The following is a 16330-nucleotide window of genomic DNA, read 5'->3' on the forward strand; positions in this document are numbered from 1 at the left end:
ACCCCTTGGTCTGTAATGAGGGATAACCCCGGATTGGCTGGGGGTTTCCCTGGCCCCTCGGCGGTACAGGCAGCAATTTTCTGCCGACCAGTTGCGGCGCTCGGCAGCCAACAGCGTTAGAATGCCCAATTGTTCAAGCCCCCGGATACCCGTGCCTTGCTGACCGAGTCCCGCCGCCGCGCCTACCTTTCCGCCATGCAAGTGGTGCATTGGCTGCCGCGCGCCGAACTGCCGTTCGCTGCGCCGTCGCGGCCCGAGCTGCTGTTGCCGCAGGTTCCGGTCGAGCACGCCGCGTTCGAGGTCAGGCCTTCGCCAGCCCCTGCCAACGAAGCGCCGGTCGCACCCCAGGCGCGCTCCGGCGAACGGCCGAAAATCGAAATTCCGCGCCCGGGCAACACGCCAAAGCCCGCCGCCAAACCGGTCGAGGCCGAGGAACAAGCCCCTGCGCCACGCCCGGCCCCCGTGCCGCCACCGCGTTTTTCGCTGCAACTGCTGCGCGCCGGCAACTGCCTGCTGCTGGTGGAGTTGGCCACCGGCCAACCCTTCCAGAGCCGCGACCCATCCTACCTGCTGCTCAAGGACATGCTGCGCGCCGCAGGCCTGCCAGATGCCCCGCAGATCATCGGCGAGCCGGTGCGCTGGCCGCTGCTGGTGCGTGGCAACATGGACCAGGGGCCGGATGCCGCGCGTGATTTCGTCCAGGGTTTCATCCAGGCGCGCCTTGAAGAAGCCCCTTGTACCTGCCTTTGGCTGATCGGCATGCCGGCCTTGCGCTTTGCCGCCAATACCGACGCCCAGGCCTATTACCAAGTACTCAAGCTCGACGGCCTGGGCGATGCCTGGGCCTTGCCGGGCCTTGAACTGTTGATGGACGAGCCGCAGCGCAAGGCGGACGTCTGGAAAGCGATGCGCCAGCTGATGGCGCGCTGGAAGAGCGTTGAATGAGTGAATCGATCAGTTTCCGCCCCATGACCGAGGCGGATCTGGATGCCGTGCTTAAGATCGAATATGCCGCGTTCAGCCATCCCTGGACCCGCGGGATTTTCCAGGATGCGCTCAAGTCCTACGAAGTGTGGTTGATGTTCGATGGTCAGCAGCAGGTCGGCCATGGTGTGATCAACGTGATCATCGACGAAGCGCACCTGCTGAACATTACCGTCAAGCCGGAGAACCAGGGGCGTGGCCTGGGTTTGCGCTTGCTCGAGCACCTTATGGCTCGGGCCTATCAGCTCAATGGGCGCGAGTGTTTCCTGGAGGTGCGGGCCAGCAACCAGTCGGCCTATCGCTTGTATGAGCGGTACGGCTTCAACGAGATCGGCCGTCGGCGTGATTACTACCCGGTGGCTGGCGGGCGCGAGGATGCGCTGGTGATGGCTTGTACGTTGCTCGAAGACTGACTTTCAATCCTTCCTGCTCTGTTGCCAGTAATTTGTGCATGCTTAACTCCTTGTAATGGCCGCCCCGATGGGCGGCCGTGCTCATGCTGGGGCAGAAGGAGCGGGGATGAGAAGGACGAAATGGCTGCTGATGGCCGCAAGCGTGATGCTGGGTGGCGTGGCTCAGGCCGATGAGCGTGACCTGTGGATGTTCGCGCAATGGGCCGGGGATCATCACACCCGCCCTTTTCGGGAGATGCTGGTGGACGCCCGCCTGTATGGCGTGGTGCCGATTCATCAATTGCTGCGCTCGGCGTCGGACTGGCGGCTGTGCAAGGCTTCACCGTTTGCCGTGCCGCCGCCTGGCAACTGGCCGGCGGTGCGCTCTACGCTGGCGCTGATCAATACGCTGGAAAAGCAAGGCATCCTGCGCCAGTTCGAAGTGGTCTCCGCCTACCGTGACCCCGGCTTGAACAGGTGCGCAGGTGGGGCCGCGGGCAGTGCCCATACCCGTGCTTTCGCAGTCGATATCCTCCTGCCGGCCTGGGCCGACCCCAACCCGTTGTGCCGCTTCTGGCAGCAGCATGGCCAGGCCTGGGGCATGGGGCTGGGGCGCTACCCGACAGGCCGCATCCATATCGATACCGCGGGTTATCGCACCTGGGGCGGTGATGGCAGTGCGGCGTCGTCGTTCTGCAGCAAGCCCAGGTGAGCGAGGCCCATTACCCAATCGGCAAAGCGTTGGCGCTTGCCGCCGTCATCTAGCGGCTGGTCGACCGCCTGATTGGTGTAGCGCTGATAGGGCTCGGCTTGGCAGTGGTGGTGTCGGGGGTGCGCTGAAAGCGATAGAGAAGGGTGCAAACTTTTTTGCGGGCAAAAGAAAAGGGCCTACCTTGCGGTAAGCCCTTTTCAAGTTTGGTGGCTACACAGGGACTTGAACCCCGGACCCCAGCATTATGAATGCTATGCTCTAACCAACTGAGCTATGTAGCCGATGGCGCGCATTATTCCCTTGTGATGCCCCTGTGTCAACACTCATTTCAAAAAAAATTTGCACGCTTTCAAAAACTTAGCCGCCCAGCCTGTTTTCAGCGCACGATCAGCCATTGACCAAGAATGCTGTACACCTGCAGGCGCTGCTCGGCAATCAGGGCGTCGAGGGTTTCGCCGGCGCGGTCGAGGTTGAAGTCGCCACTTACCCGCCGATCGGCCACCTGTTCGTCCATCATCCATACGCGGCGGCCCTGGTAGCTGGCCAGGCGTTCGATGACTTGGCCCAACGGCATGTCGATGGCGCGCAGGTGGCCGCTGCGCCAGGCGTTCGCGTTTTTGACATCGACCTTCTGCACGGGGTTGATCCGGGCATCGGTGAAGGTCACCCGCTCACCCGCCGACACCATGCGCTGGTCGCTACCTTGGACGATCATGGCCTTGCCATTGAGCACCACCAGTTCGTCATGCCCGGCATGGCGCGCCACCATCAGGCGAGTGCCGAATACCTGGATACGCGCATCGTCCACCTGCAGTTCAAGGGCGCGGCCGTCGAGCATCACGTGCAGCTCGACCTGGCCCTGCACAACCTGCAGCAGGCGGGTACGCCCGCGCAGGTCGGCATTCAGTGCACTCGCGCTGTCCAGGTGCAGGGTTGAGCCATCGGCCAGGCGTACGCTGCGCCGCTCGCCAGCGCCAGTGTGCAGCTCGCTGCCCAGGCGCTGCATCAGTGGCCAATACAGGTACGCCAACACGGCCAGCGCCAGCAGGAACAGCAATGCCAGCCCTTTGCCGAGGTGGCTGCGTCGCACGGTGACCTGGCGCGGGCGAGGCCGTGCTGGTGGCGCTTGCAATTGCTGCCAGCAGGCTTCGAGCTCGGCGTAGGCATGGGCATTTAGCGGGGCCTGGCACCAGCGGGCGAAGGCCTGGCGTTCCCGGTCATCGCAGCCTGGTTGGCGCAGGCGGGAGAACCACGCCAGTGCTTCCTGTTGGGCGTCGGCCTGAATCTGCGTGGCGGGCATCGGGCTCATGCTGAAATGTGCTCGCTAAAGGGCGTTTGCGCCCAACAATTGCGGGGGATTTGGTGCGAGGATGCTAAATATATTGAGAACCATTTGCAAGTACGCAGTAATAGAGGGATAAAAAGGTAGCTATGTATCCATTTGTTTCCTGATAATCGGATCCCAAACCTGCGGACGGAACTCAAGCTCATGGCCATCAGCAGCACCTCCACCGCCAGCACCGGTTCGGCAAGCCAAGCCAACCCACTGGTGATGCGCATCATCGCCTTCTGCGCGCTGGCGCACCTGATCAATGACCTCATCCAGTCGGTGCTGCCGGCGATCTACCCGATGCTCAAGGCCAATTACGACCTGAGCTTCACCCAGATCGGCCTGATCACACTGACCTTCCAGATAACGGCGTCGCTGCTGCAGCCCTGGGTCGGCTTCTTCACCGACCGCCGGCCGACACCGAACCTGTTGCCGCTCGGCACCCTGTGCACGTTGGTAGGTATCGTCATGCTGGCCTTCGTCGGCAGCTTCCCGATGATCTTGCTGGCTTCTGCGCTGGTGGGTATCGGCTCGTCGACCTTCCACCCGGAGACCTCGCGGATTGCGCGGCTGGCCTCAGGTGGGCGTTTCGGCCTGGCGCAGTCGACCTTTCAGGTCGGTGGCAACGCAGGCTCGGCCTTCGGCCCGCTGCTGGCGGCAGCCATCGTCATCCCGTTCGGCCAGACCCATGTGGCCTGGTTCGGCGTGGCTGGCCTGCTGTTCTTTGCCGTGACCCTGATGCTGCGCCGCTGGTACACCGAGCATCTCAACCAGGCCAAGGCGCGCAAGGTGGTGCAGGCCACCCATGGCATCTCGCGCAAGCGTGTGATCGCGGCGTTGGTCGTGCTGGGCCTGCTGGTGTTCTCCAAGTACTTCTACATGGCCAGCTTCACCAGCTACTTCACCTTCTATCTGATCGAGAAGTTCGACCTGTCGGTGGCCAGCTCGCAACTGCACCTGTTCCTGTTCCTTGGCGCGGTCGCGGCCGGCACCTTCTTTGGTGGCCCGATCGGTGACCGCATCGGGCGCAAGGCGGTCATCTGGTTCTCGATCCTTGGTGTGGCGCCGTTCACCCTGGCGCTGCCGTACGCCGATCTGTTCTGGACCACCGTGCTGAGCGTGGTCATCGGCTTCATTCTGGCGTCGGCGTTCTCGGCGATCGTGGTGTACGCCCAGGAGCTGGTACCGGGCAGTGTGGGCATGATTGCCGGGGTCTTCTTCGGGCTGATGTTCGGCTTTGGCGGGATTGGCGCAGCGCTGCTGGGGTACGTTGCGGATTTGCGCGGTATCGAGTACGTGTATGGCGTGTGTTCGTTCCTGCCGTTGTTCGGTCTGTTGGCCGTGTTTCTGCCCAATACCGGTAAGCGCTGACAGCGTAGGGGCTGCTTTGCAGCCCAATCGCCGGCAAGCCGGCTCCCACAGGTAATTGTGTTAACTTCTGGAAATTGGGCAAGACAGTTGCTCCCACTATCGGGGCAGTGCTGATGTTCGCTGTGGGCGCCGGCAATTGACGGCTCAGCCTGGCTTGGCCTAGAGTGCCGCCTCTTTTCCCCAACCTGCGTAGTAGCCAAAGCAATGCGCCGTACCCAGTCCCTACCACACGCCCGCCAGCCTGCCCTCCAGGCCATGCGTCGCGCGTGGCCGAGCGATACGGTGCTCAAGCGTCGCCGCAGTGTGCTGTTTGCCTTTACCTTCTCGCCACACCTCGCCCTGAACTGACCTGCGCTCCTGCGTCGTCCGCCGTCCCGGCGTGCGCCTGGGCGCCTGTATCTGCGCGTCTTTTCAGTTTGCTGGGAGTGGTACATGAACATGCGTTTGCTGGCGGGCCTTCTGTTCGCCGTGTCTGTGGTCGGCTTCAGCCTGGGGGCCAGCCTGCCGCTGGTGTCGTTGCGTCTGCATGAGGCCGGTGCCGGCACCTTGCAGATCGGCATCATCTCGGCCATCCCCGCTGCGGGGATGATGCTTTCGGCGTTCATGGTCGACGCCTGTTGCCGGTACCTGACCCGGCGCACCATCTACCTGCTTTGCTTCAGCCTGTGCACCGTGAGCATCGCCTTGCTGGAATGGGCATTCGATTCGGTCTGGATGCTGGCCCTGCTGCGCCTGGGCCTGGGTATCGGCATGGGCATCGCGATCATCTTGGGCGAGTCATGGGTCAACGAACTGTGCCCCGATCACAACCGCGGCAAGATCATGGCGCTTTACGCCACCAGCTTCACCGGCTTCCAGGTACTCGGCCCGGCGATGCTCGCAGTGATTGGCGCCAACAGCCCGTGGATCACCGGTGTGGTGACCTTCTGTTATGGCCTGGCGCTGCTGTGCATTGTGCTGACCGTACCCAACGATCATGTGGAGCATGGTGAAGAAGGCGAGAAAAGCTTCGGCCTGGCGGGCTTCTTCCGCGTCGCCCCGGCGTTGTGCGTGGCTGTGCTGTTCTTCTCCTTCTTCGATGCGGTCGTGCTGTCGTTGCTGCCGGTGTATGCCACCAGCCATGGTTTTGCCGTGGGCGTGGCGGCGCTGATGGTGACGGTGGTGTTCGCCGGTGACATGGTTTTCCAGTTGCCGTTGGGCTGGCTGGCCGACCGGGTCGAGCGCACCGGGCTGCACCTGGTGTGCGGGCTGGTGGCGATGGCGATCGGTATTGCCTTGCCATGGCTGCTGGACATGGCCTGGCTGCTATGGCCGCTGCTGGTGGTGCTTGGCGCTGTGGCAGGGGGTATCTATACCTTGGCGCTGGTGCTGATCGGGCAGCGTTTCAAGGGCCAGGATCTGGTCACCGCCAATGCCAGCGTTGGCCTTTTGTGGGGCGTGGGCAGCCTGGTCGGGCCGCTGGTCAGCGGCGCGGCGATGGATGTGGCGCCGCATGGGCTGCCGATGGCGCTGGCGATCATGGCGGGGCTGTTCGTGTGCTTTGCCCGGCAGTCGTACCGGCGGGCCGGTAAGCTGCGGGCAGTGGCGGACTGAGGATTGTTGTTGCCAGTGCTGGCCCTATTGCCGGCAAGCCGGCTCCTACAGGTGCACCTGAGGCCTTGAGGGTAGTGGGGGCCTGGCAGCCTGGGTCAGAAGCTGCCGCGCAAGGTCACTGACACATTGCGCGGGTCACCCCAGTAATACCCGGTCGGCGTCGGCGCCACCTGGCGGTAGTACTTCTTGTCGAAGATATTGTTGGCATTGAGCTGCAACGAGTAATGCTCGTTGAACCGGTAATTGACCATCGCGTTATACACCGCATACCCCGCCTGCGTGGCCTCGGCGCTGCCGCTGCGGTTGTAGATGTCGCTCTGCGCCTGCACGCCGCCGCCAACCGTCCACGCTTGCAGCTCGCCCGGCAGGCGATAGCTGGTGAACAGGCGCAGCATGCGCTTGGGGTCGGTGGTGCGGATGGCGTTGCCGGTGTTGCTGATGGTGTCCTTGAGTTGCTTGGTGGTGTTGTAGGTGTAGCCACCGGTCACGTTCCAGCCTGGCAATACTTCGCCGGAAATCTCCAGCTCGAAGCCTTGGCTGCGGTTCTTGCCAGCAGCCACCTTGCAATAGCCCGAGGTGTAGTTGGGCGGGCAGGGGTTGGGGCCGCTCAGGTCATCCAGGGCGTTGCCCACCTGGTAGATGCGGAAGAACGCCAGCGAGGTGTTCAGCCGCCCCTCGTAGAACTCGCCTTTGATTCCGGTCTCGTAAGCTTCGCCTGTGGTGGGCTCCAGCACCGAGCCGCTGACGTCGGTGGCGGTCTGCGGGTTGAAGATTTCGGTGTAGCTGGCGTAGGTGCTGAAGTTATCGTTGAGGTCGTAGATCAGCGCCGCATACGGCACGATCTTGTTGTCGACGCTGAACTTGCCGTTCGACTTGACGTTGTTTTCCTGCTCGTAGTCATACCAGTTGGCCCGTACCCCGATGATAGCCGTGAGCGGGTCTGCCAGGGAAATGCGCCAGGTGGCGTAGGCCGCTTCCTGGGTGGTGCGCGTGCGCACCGGATGGGCGGTTATGTTGATGTCCGGTTCGGCCAGGCTGGTCTTTGGGTCCCACTCGCGGATGTCGAAAACACCGGAGGATACGAAGTTGGTGGCCGAGGCGTAGGAGTCATTGCGAATGCGCTCGACACCCAGCATCAGGTCATGGCTGCGACCGAGCAGCTCGAACGGCCCGTTGAGGGTGGCGCTCAGGTTGTTCTGCAGGCTCTCGCCGCCGTCGCCCTCGGTAACCTGATAGTTCATCAGGTAGGGGTTGTTGCTGGGGTTGGCAGCGCCGCTGGCACGGGTGAAGTAGGTCTGCTTGAAACCGTGGTCATCCAGCTCGAAGTGCGTGCGCTGGGCCATCAGCTTGAGCGACCAGTCGTTGTCGAAACGGTGTTCGAGCTCGGCAAAGGTCTGCAGGTTGCTGCGGTCCCAGCGGTTCCAGTCGGCACCCAGGTAAGTGCTGCGGCCAAACGCAAGGGGCGAGCCATCATAGTCGGCGGGCAGGTTGCCCCAGGCGCCGGTGGCATCGAGCTTGGTCCACTCAAGGCCAGTGGTCAGGGTGGTGCTTTCATTCAGATCGAAGGCCAGCACACCGTAGAACACCTCTTTGCGCTCCTGGCGCGAGTCCTGGAAATGGTCCTTGTCATCGTGTACGGCGATCACCCGGCCTCGCACGTTGCCGGTTTCTGTCAGCGGGCCGGAGATATCGGCGACATAACGCTGGGCATCCCAGGAGCCGAGGGTGACGCTGCCTTCGCCCTGGAATACGTGCGTCGGGCGTTTGCGCACCAGGTTGACGGTGCCTGACGGGTTACCCGCGCCGCGAATCATGCCGGTGGCCCCGCGCAAGATCTCGGCCCGGTCGATGATGGCCGAATCGCTCTGGATGAATGAACCACCGCCGCTGCCCTGTACCACGGTGGCGCCATCGTACTGGATGGCATCGATCGCATAGCCGCGCGAGTAGTACTGCACGCGTTCGCTGTCGGTGAGGTTCACCACCACACCAGGCGTCTGCTCCAGCAGGTTGGTCAGGTTGGTGATGTTCTGGTCGTCGATGCGCTGGCGGGTGACCACGGTCACCGACTGCGGGGTGTGGCGAATGCTTTGTGCGGTCTTGCCGATGGTGACCGCACCAGTCGTGTAGGAGCCACTGTGCTCGGTGGTTTCCCCCAGGCGATCGCTGGAAATGCTGGTGGCACCCAGTTGCAGTGCGCCACCGGCGTCCAGTGCGGGTATCAGCAGAAAGCTGTTATCGCCTTCCTGTTGCACTTGCACATCGCTGCCCATCAGCACGAGGGTCAATGCTTGGGCCGGCTCGTGGCGCCCCTGCACGCCTTGGGTGGTCTTGCCCTGCAGGCTGTTCGCATCGAACGACAGGCTCAGGCCGCCTTGCCGGGCCACCTGGTCCAGTGCCGGGGCCAGAGGGCCTGCGGGGATGCTCCAGTCGATTTGCCGGTGCTGGCTGGCGGGTGCAGCCGCGACCTGTGCGGGCAGTGCCAGGGCGCTGCCCAGGCCGAGGCCGAACACGGCGGCGCGCACGGCGTGGCGCAGCCTGTCGTTGCGGGGGGAACACGGGTGGATCATGGACCGCTCCTGAAGGTTTCGTAGACCACTTTTCGGGCTTTGTTCCTTCAGGCCGGACGAGAATGAGATTCCACCTCATTCTTTTTCAAAAAAGATCAGGCAGCCCCGACGCTGACCCAATAGCGTGTGCGGTAATCGACACGTACCGGCAGGCTGCGGGTGAGCAGTTGCAGAATCTGCTCGGTATCGTTCAGCTGGTAAGTGCCGGATACCTTCAGCGCGGCCACCTCGCCAGCGCAGCGCAGCAGGCCCGGGCGGTAACGGGCCAGTTCGGCGCAGAACTCGCCCAGTGGCATCTGTTGCACGCTGAGCACACCGTCGGTCCAGCCCCACGGGTCGCCATGCAACGAGGCAAGCGCGTGAGCCCCGTGCGGCGATACTTGCAACACCTCGCCCGCCTGCACCACGCGTGGTGAAGGGGAGGCCGGGAACAAGGTGACTTTGCCGCGGCGCACGGCCAGCAACAGGCCCTGATCGTTTTCGCGCAGCAGCAGTTGGCCGTCCTGGGTAGCCAGGGCGCCGACCCGGGTGGTGATGCGGAACGGGCGGTTGTCGCCAGGGTTGCTGGCCAGGCTGACTTCGCCGCGCAGCAGGGTCAGTTCGCGCAGCTCGGCGCTGTAGTGCAGGTCGATGGCGCTGGCCGTGTTGAGCTGGATCTGGCTGCCATCACTACCCTGCAACCGGCGACGTTCGCCAGTGCCGGTGCTGTTGTCGGCCATCAGGGCGGGCAGGCCGAGCGGCTCGCGCGCGGCCCAACCGGCGGTGCCGCCGATCGCCAGCACCGCCAGCAGTTTGAGGTGGTCACGGCGGTTGATGCGCTGGCGTTGGCGGCCATCGAGGGTGCGCCGACTAAGGTCGCTGGGGAGCCCCGCCAGTTCGTCGCTGAGGGTGCTCACCCGCTGCCAGGCCTGGGCGTTGTGCGGGTGGTGGGCCAACCATTGCTGGAACTGCTGTTCGGTAGCCGGGCTTGGGGTGTCGAAGCGCAGCTTCACCAGCCATTCGATGGCCTGGTCGACCTGGGCCTGCGCGGGTACTTGATCAGAGCTCGGCATAGCGCAACCGGTAGCAGACGCCCAGGGCCTTGGCCAGGTCGCGTTCCACGGTGGCACGCGAAACGCCAAGGCGAAGGGCGATCTGCGCGATGCTCAGGCCATCGAGTTGGGCCAGCAAAAAGGCCTGGCGGGCGCGGGGCCTGAGCTGGTGCAGGGCACGGTCAAGGCGCTCGAGGGTATCCAGAATCACCAGGCGATGTTCTTCGCTGGGCACTTCGCCTTCGGGTACATGGGCCAGGCTTTCCTGGTAGGCGCGCTCCAGGGCGCGACGGCGGAACTGGTCGATCATCAGGCCGCGAGCGATGCTGCTCAGGTAAGCCCGCGGTTCTTTGATCGGCGAAACCTGGCGTGCACGCAGCAGGCGCACGAAGGTGTCCTGCGCAAGGTCTGCAGCGTGTTCCTGGCAGCCGACCCGGCTGCGCAGCCACCCACGTAGCCAAGCGTGATGGGACTGATAGAGCAGGGCGACTTCGGCCGGTTTGAGCGTGTCGTTGAGCTGCATCGTAGCGGCTGATCCCAGGAAGCATGCGTGACTGTGAATAGTTCTCAATTCTATGCATGGATGATGGCACTGGGCAATGGTTGCCCGGAATTAGCTGCGCAAGATTCGGCGTTTCCACGATCAGTGGCTGGGCTAAGCTGGTCCTGCCTTGAACCCACTGGAGCTATGGATGATCCTGGCCGACCTCTCGCCTGAAGCCTACCGCGAAGCCACCGATTACCTGGCCGCGCTGGACCCTGACTGGGCGCGGCACATTGCTGTGACCGGGCCGTGCCTGCACCGGGCGACACCGGGGCGCGAGCCCTATGAGGCGCTGGTACGGGCGATTGCCTACCAGCAGCTGCATGCCCGTGCGGCCGAAGCGATACTGGGGCGATTGCTGGCGCTGTTTCCTGACGATGGGTTTCCCGCGCCGAGGCAGTTGCTTGAGGTGGCGCCGGAAACGATGCGTACCTGTGGGTTTTCCGCGAGCAAGCTGGCGACAATCCACGGGATTGCCCAGGCCGCGCTGGACGGGGCGGTGCCGTGCCGGGAAGAGGCATTGGGCATGAGCGATGAGGCCTTGATCGAGCGCCTGGTTGCCTTGCGCGGCGTGGGCCGCTGGACCGTCGAGATGCTGCTGATCTATAGCCTGGAGCGCTCGGATGTGTTGCCGGTGGACGATTTTGCGGTGCGTGAGGGGTATCGTCGCCTCAAGGGGCTGGGCAAGGCGCCGACGCCGGCGCAGATGCGGTCGCTGGGCGCCGGGTGGCGTCCGCACCGCACGGTGGCAGCCTGGTATCTGTGGCGGGCCTGAGACGAATCAGCTTGGTTGAGGCATACCGCAATGACCCCCTACACCACTGACGAACAACGCTGGCAAGCTGTCTACACCCGCGACGCGGCAGCAGCAGGCCATTTCGTCTACGCCGTGCGCACCACCGGCATTTATTGCCAACCCGGCTGCAAATCGCGCATGGCCAAACGCGAGAACGTCGAATTCTTCACCGATGCCGCCGCCGCGCAGGCCGCAGGCTATCGTCCCTGCCGGCGCTGCCAGGCCAAGCCGTCGAGCATTCGCCGCTGCGAACTGGTAGCCCGCGCCTGCCGCCTGCTCGAAACCCCGGACAATCCACCCGGCCTCGGCCAGCTCGGGGCACAACTGGGGGTCAGCCCGTACCACTTGCACCGCCTGTTCAAGGCTGCAACCGGCCTCACGCCAAAGGCCTATGCCACAGCCTTCCGCGCCCGGCGCCTGCGCGAGCGGCTGGGCGAGGGGAAAACATCGGTGACCGATGCCATCTTTGATGCCGGTTACAACTCCAATAGCCGTTTCTACGAAAGCGCCGATCAGCGCTTGGGCATGCGCCCGCGCCAGTACCGCGCCGGTGGCGCGGGTATGGCCATTCATTTCGCCGTAGGGCAGTGTTCACTGGGGGCGATCCTGGTGGCGCAAAGCGAAAAAGGCATCTGCGCAATCCTGTTGGGTGATGCACCTGAAGCGCTGCTCGAGCAATTGCAGGATCAATTCCCTAACGCTCGCCTGATCGGCGGCGATGCCGAGTACGAACGACTGGTGGCGCAGGTGGTGGGCTTCGTCGAGGCGCCCGCCCTGGGCCTGGACTTGCCTCTGGATGTGCAGGGCACCGCGTTTCAGGAGCGGGTCTGGCAAGCCCTGCGCGAAGTCCCGCTGGGCGGCCGGGTAAGCTATACCGAGATTGCCGAGCGCATTGGCGCGCCCAAAGCCGTGCGTGCCGTGGCCATGGCTTGTGCGGCCAACCGTATCGCCGTGGCGATTCCTTGCCATCGGGTGGTGCGCCGAGACGGCGACATCAGCGGCTACCGCTGGGGGGTGGAGCGCAAGCGGCAACTGTTGGAGCGAGAAACGGCACTCTCCTGAAGGCCGCAAGCCGCGTAGAATCCACCGCCAAATAGCCTTGTGATGAGGAACGTTCGATGAGGCGTGTCTGCCTTGCCCGATTTTACCTGGGTGTAATGGCCCTGATGCTGGCGCTTGCGTCGCCGGCCTGGTCGGCTTCCGTGCCGGTTGCCAACCTGGTTGCCAGCGAGCTGCCGGTGCTGGATGAAAACGCAAGTATCGAGCAGTTGAGCGACAGGCTCGACCAGATTCGTCAGGGCGTGACCAGCAACGCCAACGACGACCTGCTCTCGCAACTGCGCATGGCTACCGTGCAGGTCCAGCGACAGGCCGATGCGTTGAGCACCTTGCGCGCTGCTGACGTGCAGAAGCTCGACGACAAGCTCAAGGTCATCGGCCCGGTACAGAAGGATGAAGCCGCGACCCTGGCCTTGCAGCGCAAGGAGCTGGAGGCGCAGAAAAAGTCCGTGCTCGCCGAGCAGGATCAGGCCACCAAGCTGACTCAGTCGGCGCGCGACCTGTCCACGCAAATCGTCAACCTGCGCCGTAGCCAGTTCAACTCGCAAGTGACCAGCCGGGCGGCCACCCCGCTGAGCCCGGCTTTCTGGCAGTCGCTGATCCGTCCTACCGAGGACGATGTGATGCGCCTGCGTGACTTGCGCGGCGAGGCGGCCGATGCCGTCGCCAGTGCCTTGAGCGCTGAACACCGCGGGTTCTTCATCACTAGCCTGGTGGCCGCGATCCTGGTCTGGACACTGGTCCGCCTGGTCCTTGAGCGCCTGCTCGCTGCCGCCATGATTCGCTGGCTGCCCGAAGGCCGCCTGCGCCGAAGCGCACTGGCCCTGAGCGTGAGCCTGGCCACCCTGGGCACTATCGCCGGGGCCGTGTCGCTGCTGCGTTGGGGCCTTCAAAGCAGTGCCATGCTGGGCTCGGACATGGCCAGCCTGACCAACCACTTCCTCATGCTCGTGGTGTTCAGTGCCTTCATCACCGGCCTTGGCCGGGCCATGTTGATGCTGCAACGGCCTTCCTGGCGTTTGCCGCCGATCCCCGACGAAGTGGCCAGTGCTCTGGGTTGGTTCCCCAAGTTGCTGGCCCTGGCACTGATGGTGATGCTGACCTTCGAGCGCATCAACAGTGTGATCGGCACCAGCCTGGCGCTGACTGTCGCCACCAACGGCCTGACCGCGCTGGTGGTGGCCGCCATCTTCTCAACGGCGCTCATACGTTACCGCCGGACCTTGCGCAAACATGAGCTGGCGCGCCCGACCGGCCTGGCAGGGCTGATCCCGTTCGTGATCGTGGTGTGGGTCGGGCTCATCTTGCTGACGCTGCTGGCCGGCTACCTCACCCTGGCTTACTTCCTCACTGCCAAGCTGCTGTGGATCAGCATGGTCGCCACCTGCGCCTACCTTTTGACCACCTTCCTGGCTGATCTGTGCGAAACCCTGCTGTCGCCGCGTCAACCCGGCGGCCTGGCGCTGGCGTCGTCGCTGGGCCTGGCACCACGCCATCAGGCCCAGGCCAGCACCATCCTGACCGGTGTCAGCCGCACGGTCCTGCTGTTCCTGGCCGTGATGCTGGCGTTGATGCCGTCGGGCACCAGCCCCGGCGAGCTGCTGCTGAGCCTGGGCGATTGGGACGGCACCGGTGGCAAGTTGCTTGGCAACCTGAACATCGTGCCGCAAGACATCCTGCTGGCCGTGGCGATGCTGTTAGGCGGCATGCTCGGTATCCGTGTGCTCAAGCGCTGGCTGAGCGAGCGCCTGCTGCCGGAAACCGACATGGACGCCGGCATGCGTGCCTCGCTGGTAACCCTGGTCGGTTACCTGGGCTTCCTGTTCCTGGCCATGCTGGTGATGTCGACCCTGCGCATCAACCTCACCAGCCTGACCTGGGTGGTCAGTGCGCTGTCGGTGGGTATCGGTTTCGGCTTGCAGCAGATCGTGCAGAACTTCATTTCCGGTCTGATCCTGCTCACCGAGCGCCCGGTCAAGGTGGGCGACTGGGTGAGCCTGGCGGGCGTCGAGGGTGACATTCGCCGGATCAACGTGCGCGCCACCGAGATCCAGATGTCCGACCGCTCCACGGTGATCGTGCCCAACTCGCAGTTCATCTCGCAGAACGTGCGCAACGTGACCATGGGCAATGCCTTGGGCGTGGTGGGCATCACCCTGACCTTGCCGCTGGAGACCGATGCCAACCAGGTGCGCGACCTGCTGCTGACTGCCTTTCACGAGCATGAGGCGATCCTGGACGCGCCGGCTGCTTCGGTAACCTTCAAGGACCTGACGACCAGCGGCATGGTGATCAGTGTCAGCGGCTATGTGGCGGGGCCGCGGCAGGTGTCAGGGGCGCGCAGCGACCTGCTGTTCACCATCCTGGGGCGCTTGCGTGATGAGGGCATTCCCCTGTCTTCACCGCAGAGCATGGTGCTGGTGCAGGAGGGCGCGCGCCCGGCTGACGAGCCGGCGTAATACCCTGGCGCGCAAGACGGCCGCCGGCGATTGGGCCGCCTGGCGGCCCCTGGGGCAATCAGCCCAGGCACCGCGTCACATGCTTGACCGACAGGTAGCCCGACAACCCCCAAGGCCCGAGCTCCCGCCCGATCCCGCTACCCTTGGTGCCGCCCCAGGACGTTTCGACGAACACCGCTTGTACCGAGTTGATCCACACATGCCCGACTTCCAGCGCATCGGCCACCCGCTCGGCGCGCTCCAGGTCCGCTGAGCAAACGGTGGCGACAAGGCCGAACCGGCTGTCGTTGGCCTCGGTAATTGCCTGTGCTTCGGTCGAGAATCGACGCGCGCACAGCACCGGCCCGAAGATTTCTTCATTCCACAGGCGGCTGTCCACGGGGACGTCTGCATACAGCGTCGGGCTGACAAACCAGCCGTCGCGGTCCAGCGCCTTGCCACCGGCCAGGCACTGCAGGCCCTCTTCACGGGCGGTGGCAAAGTAGCTGGCAACCTTCAACCATTGCGCCTGGCTGGTCAGCGGGCCCATGTCCACTTCTTCAGTCAGTGGGTTACCGACGCGCAGCGTTTCGAGTGCCTGTTGCAGGCGTGGCAGCAGCGCATCGGCAATGCCATCGTGCACCAGCAAGCGCGAGGTGGCCGAGCACATTTGCCCGGCGTTCCAGGTGATACCGGCGACGATCCACTCCACTGCCTGGTCCACATCGCAATCATCGAACACCACGATCGCCGATTTGCCGCCCAACTCCAGGGTCACGGGCCGGCACTGTGCCGATGCGCTGCGCATCACCTGGCTGCCGACGCTGTTGCTGCCGGTGAACGACAGCTTGTCCAGGCCGCTGTGGCTGCTCAGTGCCGCGCCGGTCTCGGCTTTGCCGTTGACAATGTTCAGCACGCCCGCAGGCAGGCCCAGGGTATCGGCGATCTGGCCGTAGGCCTGCTCGATCAGCGGGGTGACTTCCGAGGGCTTGAGCACCACGGTGCAGCCTGCCGCCAAGGCCGGGGCGAGCTTCCAGGCGCTGGTCACCAACGGGAAGTTCCACGGCACGATCAGGCCGACCACACCCACCGGCTCCAGCCGGGTGCGGGCGGTAAAGCCCGGTGCGGCCAACGCCACTTCGCGATTCCTTTCCGGCAGTTGCTCGGCCAGGTCGGCGTAATAAGCGAAGGTGGCTATGGCATCGTCCAGGTCGATTTCGGCCTCATGGCGAGGCTTGCCGTTGTTGCGCATTTGCAGGCTGATCAGTGCTTCACGGCGTTGCCCAAGCTGCTCGGCAAAACCGCGCAGGTACGCCGCACGCTCGTTGGCGCTGACCTGCTTCCAAGTGGGCAGGGCATTGCGCGCCGCCGCCACGGCCTGGTCGACCTGGGCAACGCTGGCGGCCATCAGTTCGGCAAAAGGTTGGCCCAATGCAGGGTCATTGACGCTGATGCAGTCGCTGCCCTGGCCTTCGACCCAGCGGCCAGCGATGTAGTGGGAAGTGGTCAT

Annotated in this window: 14 protein-coding genes and 1 tRNA gene; 9 read left to right on the forward strand and 6 right to left on the reverse strand. The window is 64.2% G+C overall.

Annotated elements, in window-relative coordinates; genetic code table 11:
• The first annotated feature begins 156 nt into the window (after positions 1–156).
• The 3 genes from ACMGGN_RS00410 to ACMGGN_RS00420 all read left to right on the forward strand — a co-directional run bounded on the left by ACMGGN_RS00410 (position 157) and on the right by ACMGGN_RS00420 (position 2088).
• Entirely contained in the window at positions 157–945 is a 789-nt protein-coding gene (locus ACMGGN_RS00410; RefSeq protein ID WP_046784589.1) for a hypothetical protein, read from the forward strand.
• Positions 942–1397: a ribosomal protein S18-alanine N-acetyltransferase gene (rimI, locus tag ACMGGN_RS00415; protein ID WP_012316291.1), complete on the forward strand. Its 456-nt coding sequence runs from the start codon at positions 942–944 to the stop codon at positions 1395–1397. The genes ACMGGN_RS00410 and rimI overlap by 4 nt, the downstream gene beginning before the upstream one ends.
• A 106-nt stretch (positions 1398–1503) precedes the next feature.
• Positions 1504–2088 (forward strand): D-Ala-D-Ala carboxypeptidase family metallohydrolase, encoded by a 585-nt coding sequence (locus ACMGGN_RS00420; RefSeq protein ID WP_174141596.1) that lies wholly within the window; start codon positions 1504–1506, stop codon positions 2086–2088.
• 204 nt (positions 2089–2292) lie between these two features.
• Here ACMGGN_RS00420 and ACMGGN_RS00425 read toward each other — a convergent pair.
• Both ACMGGN_RS00425 and ACMGGN_RS00430 read right to left on the reverse strand, forming a co-directional pair.
• Positions 2293–2369 (reverse strand) — tRNA-Met (locus ACMGGN_RS00425).
• Positions 2370–2464: 95 nt separating this feature from the next.
• Positions 2465–3397, reverse strand: a complete 933-nt coding sequence (locus ACMGGN_RS00430; protein WP_115273843.1) for a FecR family protein — start codon at positions 3395–3397, stop codon at positions 2465–2467.
• A gap of 180 nt (positions 3398–3577) precedes the next feature.
• On the opposite strand from ACMGGN_RS00430, the gene ACMGGN_RS00435 reads away from it, so the two are divergent.
• From ACMGGN_RS00435 to ACMGGN_RS00445, 3 genes are all read left to right on the forward strand, one after another.
• Positions 3578–4789: an MFS transporter gene (locus ACMGGN_RS00435; RefSeq protein WP_115273844.1), complete on the forward strand. Its 1212-nt coding sequence runs from the start codon at positions 3578–3580 to the stop codon at positions 4787–4789.
• A 204-nt stretch (positions 4790–4993) separates the two neighbouring features.
• The gene (locus tag ACMGGN_RS00440; RefSeq protein WP_176512188.1) at positions 4994–5137 is read left to right on the forward strand and encodes a hypothetical protein; all 144 of its coding nucleotides are present in this window, start codon (positions 4994–4996) and stop codon (positions 5135–5137) included.
• An 84-nt stretch (positions 5138–5221) separates the two neighbouring features.
• The gene (locus tag ACMGGN_RS00445) at positions 5222–6382 is read left to right on the forward strand and encodes an MFS transporter (protein ID WP_115273845.1); all 1161 of its coding nucleotides are present in this window, start codon (positions 5222–5224) and stop codon (positions 6380–6382) included.
• Between the two features lie 95 nt (positions 6383–6477).
• Here ACMGGN_RS00445 and ACMGGN_RS00450 read toward each other — a convergent pair whose 3' ends face one another.
• The 3 genes from ACMGGN_RS00450 to ACMGGN_RS00460 all read right to left on the reverse strand — a co-directional run bounded on the left by ACMGGN_RS00450 (position 6478) and on the right by ACMGGN_RS00460 (position 10506).
• Positions 6478–8952: a TonB-dependent siderophore receptor gene (locus ACMGGN_RS00450; protein WP_204918897.1), complete on the reverse strand. Its 2475-nt coding sequence runs from the start codon at positions 8950–8952 to the stop codon at positions 6478–6480.
• 95 nt (positions 8953–9047) lie between these two features.
• Positions 9048–10004 (reverse strand): FecR domain-containing protein, encoded by a 957-nt coding sequence (locus ACMGGN_RS00455; RefSeq protein ID WP_161871135.1) that lies wholly within the window; start codon positions 10002–10004, stop codon positions 9048–9050.
• The gene (locus ACMGGN_RS00460) at positions 9991–10506 is read right to left on the reverse strand and encodes a sigma-70 family RNA polymerase sigma factor (protein WP_115273848.1); all 516 of its coding nucleotides are present in this window, start codon (positions 10504–10506) and stop codon (positions 9991–9993) included. Before ACMGGN_RS00460 ends, ACMGGN_RS00455 begins: the two co-directional genes overlap by 14 nt.
• Before the next feature lie 169 nt (positions 10507–10675).
• On the opposite strand from ACMGGN_RS00460, the gene ACMGGN_RS00465 reads away from it, so the two are divergent.
• The 3 genes from ACMGGN_RS00465 to ACMGGN_RS00475 are packed head-to-tail and all read left to right on the forward strand — an operon-like array spanning position 10676 to position 14841.
• Positions 10676–11302: a DNA-3-methyladenine glycosylase family protein gene (locus ACMGGN_RS00465; RefSeq protein WP_119687784.1), complete on the forward strand. Its 627-nt coding sequence runs from the start codon at positions 10676–10678 to the stop codon at positions 11300–11302.
• 30 nt (positions 11303–11332) lie between these two features.
• Positions 11333–12385 (forward strand): bifunctional DNA-binding transcriptional regulator/O6-methylguanine-DNA methyltransferase Ada, encoded by a 1053-nt coding sequence (gene ada / locus ACMGGN_RS00470; protein WP_119687783.1) that lies wholly within the window; start codon positions 11333–11335, stop codon positions 12383–12385.
• A 56-nt stretch (positions 12386–12441) separates the two neighbouring features.
• On the forward strand, positions 12442–14841 hold the full coding sequence (locus ACMGGN_RS00475) for a DUF3772 domain-containing protein (RefSeq protein WP_237859850.1): 2400 nt from the start codon (positions 12442–12444) through the stop codon (positions 14839–14841).
• Positions 14842–14899: 58 nt separating this feature from the next.
• On the opposite strand, the gene ACMGGN_RS00480 is transcribed toward ACMGGN_RS00475, so the two are convergent.
• Positions 14900–16330, reverse strand: a complete 1431-nt coding sequence (locus ACMGGN_RS00480) for an aldehyde dehydrogenase family protein (RefSeq protein ID WP_046784578.1) — start codon at positions 16328–16330, stop codon at positions 14900–14902.

It is taken from the genome of Pseudomonas sp. BNK-30 (assembly GCF_047456185.1).
In the GTDB taxonomy this organism is placed as follows: domain Bacteria; phylum Pseudomonadota; class Gammaproteobacteria; order Pseudomonadales; family Pseudomonadaceae; genus Aquipseudomonas; species Aquipseudomonas putida_E.

Coding starts and splice junctions, on each gene's coding strand:
- ada (WP_119687783.1), top strand. CDS start 11,333: ATGACCCCCTACACCACTGACGAACAACGCTGGCAAGCTGTCTACACC.
- ACMGGN_RS00440 (WP_176512188.1), top strand. CDS start 4,994: ATGCGCCGTACCCAGTCCCTACCACACGCCCGCCAGCCTGCCCTCCAG.
- ACMGGN_RS00445 (WP_115273845.1), top strand. CDS start 5,222: ATGAACATGCGTTTGCTGGCGGGCCTTCTGTTCGCCGTGTCTGTGGTC.
- ACMGGN_RS00475 (WP_237859850.1), top strand. CDS start 12,442: ATGAGGCGTGTCTGCCTTGCCCGATTTTACCTGGGTGTAATGGCCCTG.
- ACMGGN_RS00435 (WP_115273844.1), top strand. CDS start 3,578: ATGGCCATCAGCAGCACCTCCACCGCCAGCACCGGTTCGGCAAGCCAA.
- ACMGGN_RS00480 (WP_046784578.1), bottom strand. CDS start 16,330: ATGACCACTTCCCACTACATCGCTGGCCGCTGGGTCGAAGGCCAGGGC.
- ACMGGN_RS00465 (WP_119687784.1), top strand. CDS start 10,676: ATGATCCTGGCCGACCTCTCGCCTGAAGCCTACCGCGAAGCCACCGAT.
- ACMGGN_RS00420 (WP_174141596.1), top strand. CDS start 1,504: ATGAGAAGGACGAAATGGCTGCTGATGGCCGCAAGCGTGATGCTGGGT.
- ACMGGN_RS00460 (WP_115273848.1), bottom strand. CDS start 10,506: ATGCAGCTCAACGACACGCTCAAACCGGCCGAAGTCGCCCTGCTCTAT.
- rimI (WP_012316291.1), top strand. CDS start 942: ATGAGTGAATCGATCAGTTTCCGCCCCATGACCGAGGCGGATCTGGAT.
- ACMGGN_RS00430 (WP_115273843.1), bottom strand. CDS start 3,397: ATGAGCCCGATGCCCGCCACGCAGATTCAGGCCGACGCCCAACAGGAA.
- ACMGGN_RS00450 (WP_204918897.1), bottom strand. CDS start 8,952: ATGATCCACCCGTGTTCCCCCCGCAACGACAGGCTGCGCCACGCCGTG.
- ACMGGN_RS00455 (WP_161871135.1), bottom strand. CDS start 10,004: ATGCCGAGCTCTGATCAAGTACCCGCGCAGGCCCAGGTCGACCAGGCC.